The following is a 13,001-nucleotide window of genomic DNA, read 5'->3' as shown; positions in this document are numbered from 1 at the left end:
AATATTCGGAGTGGAGAAATCACATGGCACAGATCATCAAAATTCACGACTGCATATCCAGATATGAACTTGATCCATACCATTATATGAACCAGTTTATCCGGCTGAAGAAAGAACGCTGGGAGGCGCTTCTTGAAGCGTTTGACCGGATAACGGAAGAAACGGAAACGGAAACGGCTGCCGGCGGGGAAACCGATCAAGCGCCGGCCAGGAAAAAATTTTCCTTAAAAAAGAGAAAAGAAGAAAATACGGCCGATATAAATGAAAAGAGGCACCAATGGTTTGATGAACCGGAGGGAGAAGAGGCGCTGTTCGGGAATCTTCCGTCTCAAAAGTCTGAGCTCGCGCCTTTTTTCAAAGATCAGCTGTATGACTTTCAATTAAAATGGGCGAGCTCCACGCTTTCTCAAAAGTCTGAGCTTTCGCAGGCGGTCAAAAGGGACAGGATGTTAAAAATGCTGGCTCAAAAGCTGCCCGATTCCTATTTTGTGATGTATCATCCGGTTCTGCAAATTCAGCAGGCGTCCGTCGAACTGAGCATTATCATCATCTCGCCGCTGGAGATTTTCTGCGCCGCTTTTATGGAAGCGGAAGAGGACAGCGTATATATCGGATCAAAACACCGTTTTTGGGAAGAAAGAGGCTCCGGCAGCACGCGCCAAGTATTGAATCCGTCTCTCAGCCTGCACCGGACGGGCTCGGTCGTTTCGCAAATCATAAAAGAAAAGCAGGCCGACATTCCCGTGCGGAAGCTTTTGCTCAGCAGAACGTCTTATATTGATTACCCGGAGCCGCCGTACGGGCTGGAAATAGCTGATAAACGGACTGCCGCAGGGTGGCTGGAAAAGCAGCAGAAAAATACGGCGCCGATCAAGCACCACCAGCTGAAGGCGGCGAAGGCTCTTTTGTCTTACGGCTTGAGCGATTCAAGCCGGAGACAGGAATGGCTTGATTAAAGCGGACGTTTGCCGGCTGTCTCTTCATCTATGAAGCAGGTGAGAACAAACGATGAGTCAATGGTTTTTTATTATTAATCCGGTCTCAGGAGGCGGGCGGGGACGGCGTGTCTGGAAATCAGTTCAAAAAGAGCTGACCAGGCGCGGGGTCAGCCACCGCTCTTTTTTGACCGGGCATCCCGGACATGCGGAGGTGCTGGCGAGACAGATTTCAATGATGCAGGATCATAAGCTTAAGCGGCTGTTCGTCATCGGCGGTGACGGGACGATGCATGAAGTCATTAACGGACTGAAAGGAACGGATCAGATTGAGCTGACCTTTGTGCCCGCCGGTTCATACAATGACTTTTCCAAAGGGCTCGGTATTAAGAAGTCGGCGCTCCTCCAAGAAATCAAAAGTCTGCACCGCCCGCTCACACGGAAATTTTTTGCGGGAAACATCAACTTTTTTCATGACAAAGCGCAATCACTTTATTTTATTAACCACCTGTCTGTCGGTTTCGATGCCTCAGTTTTGAAGGCAGCTGCGAATTTTCCGTTATCGCGCGTTCTTCGGTTTTTGCGTCTCGGTTTTGTGATTTACCCGCTCGCGCATTTACATACGGCCTCGGGGTTTCAGCCGTTCAGATTTGTTTGCACGGCAGACGGCCAGAGGCGTGAATTCCGCAATGTCTGGTTTGTCATTGCGGCTAATCATCCTTATTACGGAGGCGGCATGAAAGCGGCGCCTTCAGCAAATCCCCGTCAAAACCATTTTGATATTGTCATTGCAGAAAACCTGTCCTTTTTCTCGCTGTATCGTTTTTTATGGGCGATGAGCTTCGGCCGGCATATCAAAATGGACGGAGTGACGATGATAAAGGGGAAGGAATTCGTTTTTGAAACAGATGGGAAAATTCCGTTTCACGCTGACGGCGAGCTGATCGGAACGACGCCGTTTCGGCTTATGCCGGGCGGCGCGCCGTTGAAAATAAAAACATAATAAACAAATGAAACCCGTCAAATGTTTCACGGCAAAGAGCGGTTCGCGGCATAAATCTTCAGAATTCACAGGTGTTCTTGCTAGTTTTGCTTGACGAAGTTTGTGCTGTAGCGCTAAAATTTATAGGACGGCTATTGATTAGCATATGAGACTCTCAATAGCTGTCTTTTTTATTCTCATGAAATTGTTTATGACAGGCCGCTCCGCCAATAGAGAAAGGCTGGAGGCCTATTCTAAAATATTTTAAGAAATGATGGGTTGAACATTGATATGAACTGGTTGGGACAATTACTAGGTAGCGATTGGGAGATCTTCCCCGCCGGAGGAGCTACAGGAGATGCATATTATGCGAAACATAACGGCCAACAGCTTTTTTTAAAACGTAATAGCTCGCCCTTTTTAGCCGTGTTATCCGCCGAAGGCATTGTTCCGAAGCTGGTTTGGACAAAACGGATGGAAAACGGAGACGTCATTACGGCTCAGCATTGGATGGCGGGCAGGGAGCTGAAGGCAAAGGATATGAGCGGACGCCCGGTGGCTGAGCTGCTCCGCAAAATCCACACATCAAAAGCTTTGCTCGACATGCTGAAAAGATTGGGAAAAGAACCGCTTGATCCGGGCGCCCTTTTGTCGCAGCTGAAGCAGGCCGTCTTTGCCGTGCGGCAATTTTCGCCGCTTATTCAGGAAGGCCTTGCTTATTTGGAAGCTCATGTGGATCAGGTGCAATTCGGTGAAAAAGTCGTTTGCCATTGTGATGTGAATCATAATAACTGGCTTCTGTCAGAAGACAACCAGCTGTATTTAATAGATTGGGACGGCGCCATGATAGCCGATCCGGCCATGGATCTCGGCCCTTTATTGTATCATTACGTCGAAGAGCCAGCGTGGGACAGCTGGCTTGGGATGTACGGCATGAAGCTCACGGAAGGGCTTCGGCTGCGGATGGCGTGGTACATGTTATCGGAGACCATCACCTTCATCGCCTGGCACAAATCAAAAGGAAACGACAAAGCGTATCATGATGCCATGGAAGAGCTTCATGCCCTGATGAAGCGGATTGTCAAGTAGTCAGGAGTACGAATCCATCTGCTCCACCCATTGGGACAAATGGTTTTGGTGCTCCTGAATATGCGTGTCGATGGAATCGGCCGTGATGCCGGACTGGCTGTAGCGGTAGACATCCTCGAGCACGTTTTTTATATTTGAATCAAGCCCGGTGTTGGCCATCAGTGATTTGATGACGCGCTCCAGCTGTTCATACTCGGCAACCGTGCCGCAGCAATCCAATTGATGGTCGGCCAATATGTCCTTTAATAACCGGACCTGATGTTCGCTTGTTAAGCCCATGATTCATATACACATCCTTTCTGTGTCATACATTGTGCAAAGCGGTGCGGTTTTATGCATCACATGAGTGTTCCGGACCGGGGGAGCCTCTTTTTTTATGCAGCCGGCGCCTTTAAAAGGCGCTTGCGGCTCTTTATGTTTCATGGTATGTTGTTACTCGAAATTATAGATAGAGGTGTCAATCATATGAGAATGCGCCATAAACCTTGGGCGAATGATTTTCTGGCAGAAAACGCTGACATCGCCATCAGTGATCCGGCCCAGTATAAAGGGCGGTGGAACACGGTCTTTGGCAATGACAACCCGATCCATATTGAAGTCGGTACGGGAAAAGGGCAGTTCATTTCTGGAATGGCCAAGCAGAATCCGGATATCAACTATATCGGAATTGAGCTGTTTAAAAGCGTCATCGTCACTGCCGTCCAAAAAGTAAAGGACAGCGGGGCTCACAATGTCCGTTTGTTAAATATAGACGCGGAAACACTGAATGACGTATTTGAACGGGGAGAAATCAAGCGCGTATATTTAAACTTTTCTGACCCGTGGCCGAAAAACCGTCACGAAAAGCGCCGTTTAACATTTAAAACGTTCTTGAAAAAATACGAAGAAGTGATGGGCGAAACAGGTGAGATTCATTTCAAAACCGATAACCGCGGTTTATTCGAATACTCTCTGAAAAGCTTTTCCGAATACGGCCTGCTTCTGACGGAAGTCAGTCTTGATCTGCACAACAGCGATCCGAAGGGCAATATTATGACAGAATACGAAGAAAAATTCTCCGCGCTCGGCCAGCCGATTTACCGGGCCGAAGTTGAATGGAGAACAAAAGACAGACTCTGATGCGGGAGTCTGTTTTTTTATGCCGCCATTTGCTACCATTACATCAGGAGGGATCAAGATGGAGACATTGAATATTGGGAGTATTTCATTAACATGGCTGGACGGCGGTGTAACGCATATGGACGGCGGAGCGATGTTCGGCGTTGTCCCGAAGCCTTTATGGTCGAGAAAATACCCCGTAAATGACAAAAACCAGATTGAATTAAGAACAGACCCGATTCTGATCAGAACAAACGGCCTGAATATATTGGTTGACGCGGGTATCGGCAGAGGGAAATTTTCTGATAAACAAAAAAGGAATTACGGTGTAACACAGGAATCCAATTTAAAACACTCTCTTCGTGAACTCGGGCTTTCCTGTGAGGACATTCATATTGCGGCGATGACCCATCTTCATTTTGACCATGCATGCGGCTTGACGGAATACAGCGGAGAGGAGCTTGTCTCTGTTTTCCCGAATGCCCGCATTATCACTTCTGCAACAGAGTGGCGCGAAATGAGAAACCCTAATATCAGATCGAAAAATACATATTGGAGAGAAAATTGGGAGGCGGTACAAGATCAGGTCGAAACCTTTGAGAACGAGTATCAGCTGACAGAAGGCATTACGATGCACCACACCGGCGGCCACAGCGCCGGCCACAGCGTCATCGTCTTAGAAGACGGCGGGGAGACGGCTGTGCATTTTGCCGACCTGATGCCGACGAATGCGCATAAAAATCCGCTATGGGTGCTGGCATATGATGATTATCCGATGACCTCCATTCCGCAAAAGCAGAAATGGCAGACGTTCGCGGCAGAAAAAGACGCCTGGCTGATTTTCTATCACGACGCGATTTACAGAGCGGTAAAATGGGGAGAAGACGGCGAAGTGGCTGCATCTGTCAGACGGGAGAAAAAATAGGCGGATCGATGATTTACCTGTATGAATTTCGGGAATAAAAGCAAACCTAAGACAAATTGCTTTGAAAGGAAGAGACAGGTGAATCAATTTCAAGTGACGAAAGATGGAGAAATCAAAACAACTCTGCGCGGATTAGAAGTGCTTTCTACGCCTTTTTTAAATAAAGGGGTGGCCTTTACACAGGAGGAAAGAAAGGAACTCGGGCTCGAGGGATTTCTGCCGCCGAAAGTATTGACAATCGAAGAGCAGGCGAGGCGGGCCTACGAACAATTCAGTTCGCAGCCTGATGAGCTGAGCAAAAATGTCTACTTGACCGCTCTCCATGATCGGAATGAAACATTATTTTACAGGCTGTTAAATGATCATTTAGGCGAAATGCTGCCGATCGTATATACGCCGACCGTCGGCACTGCGATCCAGCGTTACAGCCACGAGTACAGAAAACCCCGCGGTCTGTATTTGTCAATAGATGACCCTGAAGGAATGCGCGCCGCATTTCAGCAGTTCGGAAAAAATGAAAACATTGACTTAATCGTTGCGACAGATGCAGAGGGTATTCTGGGAATCGGTGACTGGGGCGTCGGCGGCATCGCCATTTCTGTCGGAAAACTCGCGGTGTATACGGCGGCGGCCGGAATTGATCCGTCACGAGTGCTTGCGGTCGTATTAGATGCCGGGACAAATCAAGAAAGCCTCTTAAATGACCCGCTGTACGTCGGAAACCAGCATTCAAGAGTGCGCGGCGAGAAATATGACCGCTTTATTGATGAGTATGTCTCGCTTGCCCGGGAAACATTCCCGAATGCGCTGCTTCATTGGGAGGATTTCGGTACGGCTAACGCCCGCGGCATATTAAAACGGTATAAAGATAAAGTCTGTACGTTTAACGATGACATTCAAGGAACGGGCGCGGTGTCGCTTGCAGCTGTTTTAGCGTGTGCGAAAGCGTCAAAAGTGCCTTTAAAAGAGCATAAAGTCGTCGTCTTCGGCGCGGGAACGGCCGGTATCGGAATTGCTGAGCAGCTGCGCGAAGCTATGGTGCATGACGGATTAAGCGAAGAAGAATCATACAGCCGCTTTTGGTGTATCGACAGAAACGGATTGTTAACGGATGATATGAAGGATCTGCGTGATTTTCAGGTTCCGTACGCCCGCCCTGCTGACGAAGTGAAAGAGTACGGCCGCAGCGGTGAAGGCGGATCAATTGATCTGGCGGAGACGGTGCGTCAGGCCAAGCCGACGATCCTGATCGGCACATCCACCGTCTCAGGCGCATTTACGGAAGAAATCGTCAAAGAAATGGCCTCACATGTCAAACGGCCGGCGATTTTGCCGATGTCAAATCCGACGACATTATCAGAAGCAAAACCTGAAGATTTAATTAAATGGACGGAAGGCCGCGCCCTTGTCACAACGGGAAGTCCGTTCCCGCCTGTTGCGTATAACGGCGTTACCTACCATATCGGACAGGCGAATAACGCACTCGTATTCCCGGGACTCGGACTCGGCACGATTGTGACAAAAGCAAGGCTCATTACGGACAATATGTTCGTTGCCTGCGCGAATGCCATCGCCGGTATGGTGGACGTCGGCAAGCCGGGAGCGCCGATGCTTCCGAAAGTGGAGGATCTCAGGACGGTATCGGCAACAGTGGCGGTAGCTGTAGCTAAAGCTGCGATTCAGGACGGTGTAGCGGAAACGGAACCCGAGGATCTGATCCAAGCGGTGCAGGACGCGATGTGGAACCCCGTATATAAACGAATTCGGCCGATGTAACCGAATAAAGCCCAAAACGCTGATGGTTTTGGGCTTTATTTTTTGCTTGTCCGAATTATGAGGCGACAGAATCAATGACATCGACAATCTGGCCTGTTTTTGCATTGACCATAACTTCATATTGCTCCAGTTCGCCGAATGCCGAACGTGTCACGCCGGTTTTGTATACCTGGATGGTTTCTCCGTTTACCTGGTAGGGCTCGGGCTCTGTGTAAATCCATGATCCGTCTATCGGCCCGCGCTGTTTAAAAGCCGCTTTCACGATACGGAGCGCTTTTTCTGAAGAGATATAAGGTTTCATCGCATACTTTTTCACTGCGATGGCAGCGCATAATCCGACTCCTGCACCTAAGAGAAAATGACGTAATTTCAATATGAAGCACCTCCAATTATGTCGTAGTTTTTATTATACAGAAGATGCCAGACGGTGTTAAGTAAAGCGGCGGTTTTACAGCCCATTCAACCTGAGCGCTTGGAAAACAGTTGTTTTTCTAATAAAATAAAAGCATTACATAGAAATGAGGGGAAAATATGAATGAGGAAACGAAAACGCTTTTCCGGACGCTGACGCAGCTTCCCGGCGCACCGGGAAATGAACATCAGGTCCGCTCCTTTATGAAACGGGAGCTTGCGAAATATGCGGATGACATCGTGCAGGACAGACTCGGAAGTGTTTTCGGAGTAAGGCGCGGCGCTGAAGATGCGCCGACCGTTATGGTAGCCGGGCATATGGATGAAGTCGGGTTTATGGTGACACAGATTACGGATAACGGCATGCTGAGATTTCAGACGCTCGGCGGCTGGTGGAGCCAGGTGCTGCTTGCCCAGCGCGTCGAGGTGCAGACGGATAACGGACCGATTATCGGCGTCATCTCAAGCATCCCGCCCCACATTTTAACGGATGCCCAGCGCGCAAAGCCGATGGAGATCAAAAATATGATGATTGATATCGGTGCCGATGACAGAGAGGACGCGGTCAAAATGGGGATCAGACCGGGACAGCAGGTCGTGCCGGTCTGCCCGTTCACCCCGATGGCCAACGAGAAGAAAATATTGTCCAAAGCGTGGGATAACCGCTACGGCTGCGGGTTAAGCATTGAACTATTAAAAGAGCTGCACGGAAAAGACCTGCCGAACAATCTTTACGCCGGGGCCACCGTTCAGGAGGAAGTCGGCTTGAGAGGGGCGCAGACAGCGGCCAACATGATTCAGCCTGATCTCTTCTTCGCGCTTGATGCCAGCCCGGCAAATGATATGAGCGGGGATAAGGAGCTGTTCGGCCGTCTCGGCGAGGGGGTGCTGCTCCGCATTCTCGATAGAACGACGGTCATGCACCGCGGGATGAGAGAGTTCGTCCTTGATATGGCGGAAACGCACAATATCCCTTATCAATATTTCGCTTCAGGCGGAGGAACGGATGCCGGACGCGTCCACATATCAAACAGCGGGGTTCCGTCTGCCGTCATCGGCATTTGTTCAAGATACATTCATACAAATGCCGCTATCATCCATGTCGATGATTATGCCGCGGCGAAAGAAATGCTCATTAAGCTGGTCATGGCGAGTGACAAACAGACGGTTGAAACGATCAGAGAAAATGTGTAAAAAAATAAGCAGTCAATAAGTCCCTTTGAATACTTATTGACTGCTGTTTTTACATTCTGTTTTAAGCCGCGTGATCGAGACAGTTCATTAAAGCGTATTGAAAATAGAATTAGGTAACACATATTATTTTTCAATATTATTATCAAAATGGTTCCAATCCAAATAAACAACCACGAATCTTTATTGCAATGATAAACGTTTTTAAATCAAAAACATGCTGCAAGCATTGAGATGAGCAGCGATTTCACAAAGTCGAGTGACATTTGCATTTTTTATTTGTTCTGCAAGGAGGTATGATTATGACAAAAAAGACAAACATAAAATTTCCTCTCATCTCTAACAATCTTCCTCTTGATCTGGTTAATACTGAGGTGGTCAGTTATGGTAAACGTCATAATTTGTTAAAGTCAAAAGAGGATCTTTTAGAATGGTTAAGGTTAATGAGTAAAGTAACCCCTTTTTTCAATCAATTAACATTAAAAAAAGCACAAGATGAACTGACTACTGTGATGGTTGAAAAAATACTTGAGTTACGATCAACACTAAGAGAAAATTTTGAGAAAATTGCAGATGGTGAAGAACCTGGAGAATCTTTTATCACTTTTTTAGAAAAAAAGATTGAATTGGCTCCATTTACATATAAGATTCTCGATACTAAACTTGCTCGTATTCCAATTGGAAATATTGATGATGCAATTATTTCGCTCATTGCTTATGATGGCTTATCGCTAATATATACAAAAAAGATTAATTTAATTAAGCGATGTGCTAATGAGGAATGTGTTTTATTATTCATTGATAACACTGGAAGGAGAAAATGGTGTTCAATGAAGATATGTGGTAACAGAGAAAAGGTTTCCCGTCATCTTAAAAAAACATAGAACAAATTTTCTTTATTGTATTGTCGAAATCATCTTGCACTTTACTTTAATTTTGAATAATCACATATAAATAAAAAGTTAATGAACAGCCTTATTTCAATATTCTTTTGAGTAAGGTTGTTTGTCTTTTTTAGAAAAAACAATCAATAAGTAACTTAACGGCTTTTACGGAAAATTAAAATGTCGCTCATAAAACAACCAATTTGCAGCTAAAACCCAGTTGAATTATAAAAAAAGGTTAAAGTAACAAACAGGAAAATGATATTTCAAGCGTTCTTAAAAGATCATTTTTGAATAGAAGAACAATCTTTGAAAGAGAGAAGGATTGTAATTTCAGATTTATAACCCTTTAAAATTAAATTGACAGGTTATTTTAATTGTTTTAAACTTAGTGAAAAGGAGGGGTTATATTGAAGATTGAGCAAACAGCAGAAAATCCACAAAGTAAAAAAGGCTATTATTTCAAAAAAATGAAAGGAGGAGGAAAAAGTCCTTTAAAAGTAAATGTTAAAGATGCTTCAACAGGCTTATTAGGTGGTTTTATAACAATTTTAATCTTGTCATTGATAACCTATAAAACTGGATCTCTGTGGCTGATGGCGCCTTTTGGGGCAAGTTGTGTACTGGCTTTCGGAGCGTGGAATGCCCCTTTATCACAACCTAGAAATATTATTGGCGGACACTTCATCTCGACATTGACTGGACTTGTTATATATAATCTTCTTGGTTCTCATCCCTGGACATTGGCTTTAGGAGTGGGGCTAGCTATATTTTTTATGGCGGTTACAAAGACTACTCATCCACCTGCTGGAGCGGACCCTATTGTAGTTATTCAAGGGGCGTATGCTTGGAGCTATTTAGCTTTTCCGGTTTTTGTGGGATCTGTAATTATTGTTGCGGCAGCAGTTATTATTAATAACTTGCGAAATAATCGGCAGTATCCCACTTTTTGGTTTTAATCAATTTCAACGAGCAGCATATGTATCCGTTATTGCGCAGATTTCGCTCTCCTTCCTTACATATAAAGAAAACAATATATAGTTAGTTTGAGGTTGAGTAAAATAATTCATGAATGAAGTGAAGAAAAAGAGGGCTGTGGGAATAATTTATTGCGGACAAATTCTTTTGGATTCGAGAAAAAAGTCTGAAAAGTAAGATTTGATACCATTCTATTGTAAATAGGTAAGCAGGACCGCATAAAGGCGGCCTGCTTATTTTGTTTCAAATAAATAAGAGAGTGCTTTCATCGCTTGATTTACGGTTTCGACCGTGATATTCGCTTTTCCGGAAAGCTCTTTCAGCGGATGATGAAGTTCTTTCGGGCGGATGAGAATGAGCGGCTTTCCTTTTGCGACGGCATAAGAAGCATCCATCGCGGTATTCCACTGTTTATATTTCTCGCCAAACAGGGCGATCACAAAATCGGCTTTTTCCATCAGCACCTCTGTACGGAAATTGTTGATATCAGAAGCTCTGGCGTCTTTTAAAACAGAATCGGGCTGCACGCCCATAATCTCTTCTCCGATATTGTCTGAGCGTTCATGGTTTTCCATCGGACCGACAAACGTAATCGGCAGGTTCAGCGCTTTTGCTTTTTGTTTGATTTCATCCCGCCAATCACTGTGGATTTCACCGGCTAAATACACGACAAACTGCACCTTTTGCCCCTCCTTATGTACATATTCAGAATTTCGTACGGCTACAAGCAAAATGGTAAACGAAACTTGCTTGATAATGCAAATGAAATATGATAATGATATTGCATATAGTTGGTTTTGCCGTAAACAGTCTGGTATGATCCAATTGGACAAACATCAGCATATAAAAAACTCATAATCCAGATGGAGGAATGACAATGAAAAAGATTGAAAGCACGGAAGAATTGCAAAAAGCGGTACAAGACGATTGGGCGGTATTTATGTTTTCAGCGGATTGGTGCCCGGACTGCCGCTTTGTGGAGCCGTTTCTCCCTGAGCTGGAAGCGGACTTTCCCGAATTCACTTATTACTACGTAGACCGCGATCAATTTATTGATACATGCGCGGAATGGGAAATTTACGGCATTCCGAGCTTTGTTGTGTTTAACGGAGGAAAAGAAGTGAACCGCTTCGTCAGCAAAGACCGTAAAACAAAAGAAGAAATTGAGCAATTTTTAACCGATTCCCTTGCTAAAGCATAAAGGAGGCCACGGGCTTTGAAAATGACGTCAAGGAAGCTGGCGGATTTATTAAAACAGCGCCTGCAGCACGAGAACCGATCCTTCTTTTTTGACAGAGAAAAAGACACCCTCCGTGTTGAGGATCAAACGACCAAAAAAGGCATCACATTGGAGCTCCCGCCGATCATTGCGAAGTGGGAGACAAAAAAAGAAGAAGCGATCGACGAAATCGTCTACTATGTGTCAGAAGCGATGGAGGCGATGGAAGGCAGCGGACAGGAGATGTCCGGAAAGGAAACCGGAATCTATCCGGTCATCCGCTCTACGTCATTTCCCGATCAAACGAGCGACGGCATTCCGCTCGTGTATGATGACCATACGGCCGAAACGAGAATCTACTATGCGCTTGATCTCGGTAAGACGTACCGCTTAATTGACAGCCGTATGCTCGAGAAAGAAAGCTGGACAAAAGAACGCATCAGGGAGACGGCGTCATTCAATCTCCGCTCTCTTCCTTCGGTCGTGAAACAGGATACGGTTGCGGACAATTATTTTTATTTTTTCAGGGCGAATGACGGCTATGACGCCAGCCGGATTCTCAATGATTCGATTCTTCATGAATACAAGCAGGCCGCTGAAGGCGAATTAGCGATTTCCGTTCCGCATCAGGATGTATTAATACTTGCTGACATTCGAAATGAATCGGGTTATGATATTTTAGGGCAAATGTCCATGAGCTTCTTTGCAAGCGGCACGGTGCCGATTACGGCCCTTTCATTTCTGTATAATGAAGGCAGACTGGAACCTGTGTTTATCATGGCGAAAAGCCGGCCGAAAAAGGATTAGAAAGGATTTTTCTTATGAACGCTTTTTACAATAAAGAAGGTGTGGGAGATACGCTTCTGATCTCTCTTAAAGATGCAGCACGCGAAGAAATCGGCTATGAAAGAGAAGGCGATGTCGTCAGAATCTTTAACAAAGAAACAAAAGAAACGACGGGCTTTAACATTTTTAACGTGTCTTCTTACTTACAGATTGAGGACAACGGCCCCGTCGCTTTGTCTGAGACATTCGTTCAGGATGTGAATGAAATACTGAACAGAAACGGCGTTTCAGAAACGCTGACGGTTGACCTTTCTCCGAAATTTGTTGTCGGTCACGTTGAATCGAAAGAAAAACATCCGAATGCGGATAAACTGAATATCTGCCAAGTGAATGTGGGAGAGGAAACCCTTCAAATCGTTTGCGGCGCGCCGAACGTGGACAAAGGGCAAAAAGTCGTCGTCGCTAAAGTCGGCGCGGTAATGCCGAGCGGACTTGTGATTAAAGACGCTGAATTAAGAGGCGTTCCGTCAAGCGGCATGATCTGCTCCGCGAAAGAACTCGCTTTGCCGGATGCGCCGGCGGAAAAAGGGATTCTTGTTCTTGAAGACAGCCGCGAGGCCGGCGAAGCATTTCAATTCTAACTCCCATAAATAAGCGCACAGAATCGAATGATGTGAGAGAAAGCCGTTAAGCAGGCCTGCTTAACGGCTTTCTTCAGTTGGGAGCT

At 45.8% G+C, this 13,001-nt stretch carries 15 protein-coding genes; 12 read left to right on the top strand and 3 right to left on the bottom strand.

Translation table 11 applies throughout. The annotated features are described in order from the left end of the window. Positions 1-23: 23 nt before the first annotated feature. From VP472_RS14015 to VP472_RS14005, 3 genes are all read left to right on the top strand, one after another. Positions 24-956, top strand: a complete 933-nt coding sequence (locus tag VP472_RS14015; protein ID WP_153986680.1) for a hypothetical protein — start codon at positions 24-26, stop codon at positions 954-956. 52 nt (positions 957-1,008) lie between these two features. Further along, on the top strand, positions 1,009-1,938 hold the full coding sequence (locus tag VP472_RS14010; RefSeq protein ID WP_138092787.1) for a YegS/Rv2252/BmrU family lipid kinase: 930 nt from the start codon (positions 1,009-1,011) through the stop codon (positions 1,936-1,938). 270 nt (positions 1,939-2,208) lie between these two features. Beyond that, positions 2,209-3,006, top strand: a complete 798-nt coding sequence (locus VP472_RS14005; protein ID WP_003152355.1) for a phosphotransferase family protein — start codon at positions 2,209-2,211, stop codon at positions 3,004-3,006. On the opposite strand, the gene VP472_RS14000 is transcribed toward VP472_RS14005, so the two are convergent. After that, positions 3,007-3,285, bottom strand: coding sequence for a YtzH-like family protein (locus tag VP472_RS14000; protein WP_003152357.1), 279 nt, complete (start codon positions 3,283-3,285; stop codon positions 3,007-3,009). A 186-nt stretch (positions 3,286-3,471) separates the two neighbouring features. On the opposite strand from VP472_RS14000, the gene trmB reads away from it, so the two are divergent. The 3 genes from trmB to VP472_RS13985 all read left to right on the top strand — a co-directional run bounded on the left by trmB (position 3,472) and on the right by VP472_RS13985 (position 6,805). Further along, the gene (gene trmB / locus VP472_RS13995; protein ID WP_003152359.1) at positions 3,472-4,125 is read left to right on the top strand and encodes a tRNA (guanosine(46)-N7)-methyltransferase TrmB; all 654 of its coding nucleotides are present in this window, start codon (positions 3,472-3,474) and stop codon (positions 4,123-4,125) included. A 58-nt stretch (positions 4,126-4,183) separates the two neighbouring features. Beyond that, positions 4,184-5,029 carry a YtnP family quorum-quenching lactonase gene (locus tag VP472_RS13990; protein ID WP_146277352.1) on the top strand — a complete coding sequence of 282 codons (846 nt, stop codon included), beginning with the start codon at positions 4,184-4,186 and terminating at the stop codon, positions 5,027-5,029. 78 nt (positions 5,030-5,107) lie between these two features. Beyond that, a complete protein-coding gene (locus VP472_RS13985; protein ID WP_024085698.1) occupies positions 5,108-6,805 on the top strand; it encodes an NAD-dependent malic enzyme in 1,698 nt (565 codons plus the stop codon). Positions 6,806-6,860: 55 nt separating this feature from the next. Here VP472_RS13985 and VP472_RS13980 read toward each other — a convergent pair whose 3' ends face one another. Further along, on the bottom strand, positions 6,861-7,178 hold the full coding sequence (locus VP472_RS13980) for a PepSY domain-containing protein (RefSeq protein WP_003152366.1): 318 nt from the start codon (positions 7,176-7,178) through the stop codon (positions 6,861-6,863). Between the two features lie 158 nt (positions 7,179-7,336). Between VP472_RS13980 and VP472_RS13975 the strand changes: the two genes are divergently transcribed. The 3 genes from VP472_RS13975 to VP472_RS13965 all read left to right on the top strand — a co-directional run bounded on the left by VP472_RS13975 (position 7,337) and on the right by VP472_RS13965 (position 10,250). Continuing rightward, positions 7,337-8,410, top strand: coding sequence for a M42 family metallopeptidase (locus VP472_RS13975; RefSeq protein WP_003152370.1), 1,074 nt, complete (start codon positions 7,337-7,339; stop codon positions 8,408-8,410). Between the two features lie 299 nt (positions 8,411-8,709). Further along, positions 8,710-9,291: a CGNR zinc finger domain-containing protein gene (locus tag VP472_RS13970; protein ID WP_102422696.1), complete on the top strand. Its 582-nt coding sequence runs from the start codon at positions 8,710-8,712 to the stop codon at positions 9,289-9,291. A gap of 470 nt (positions 9,292-9,761) precedes the next feature. Further along, positions 9,762-10,250 carry an HPP family protein gene (locus VP472_RS13965; protein ID WP_026092269.1) on the top strand — a complete coding sequence of 163 codons (489 nt, stop codon included), beginning with the start codon at positions 9,762-9,764 and terminating at the stop codon, positions 10,248-10,250. A 252-nt stretch (positions 10,251-10,502) separates the two neighbouring features. Here the strand turns inward: VP472_RS13965 and VP472_RS13960 are convergent, their stop codons facing one another. After that, positions 10,503-10,949: a YtoQ family protein gene (locus tag VP472_RS13960; protein ID WP_025649736.1), complete on the bottom strand. Its 447-nt coding sequence runs from the start codon at positions 10,947-10,949 to the stop codon at positions 10,503-10,505. Between the two features lie 197 nt (positions 10,950-11,146). Between VP472_RS13960 and VP472_RS13955 the strand changes: the two genes are divergently transcribed. Genes VP472_RS13955 through ytpR form a run of 3 tightly spaced genes read left to right on the top strand, consistent with a single transcriptional unit; the run spans position 11,147 to position 12,915 of the window. Next, positions 11,147-11,470, top strand: a complete 324-nt coding sequence (locus tag VP472_RS13955) for a thioredoxin family protein (protein ID WP_003152373.1) — start codon at positions 11,147-11,149, stop codon at positions 11,468-11,470. Positions 11,471-11,485: 15 nt separating this feature from the next. Continuing rightward, positions 11,486-12,295 (top strand): DUF1444 domain-containing protein, encoded by an 810-nt coding sequence (locus tag VP472_RS13950; protein WP_146277350.1) that lies wholly within the window; start codon positions 11,486-11,488, stop codon positions 12,293-12,295. Positions 12,296-12,309: 14 nt separating this feature from the next. Continuing rightward, positions 12,310-12,915 (top strand): YtpR family tRNA-binding protein, encoded by a 606-nt coding sequence (gene ytpR, locus VP472_RS13945; RefSeq protein WP_003152375.1) that lies wholly within the window; start codon positions 12,310-12,312, stop codon positions 12,913-12,915. Positions 12,916-13,001: the final 86 nt, after the last annotated feature.

Origin of the sequence: Bacillus sp. MT(2024) (assembly GCF_036362845.1) — a bacterium.
GTDB lineage: Bacteria > Bacillota > Bacilli > Bacillales > Bacillaceae > Bacillus > Bacillus velezensis.
Note: the sequence above shows the minus strand (reverse complement) of the source record. Positions and strands in the feature narration are given on the sequence as shown.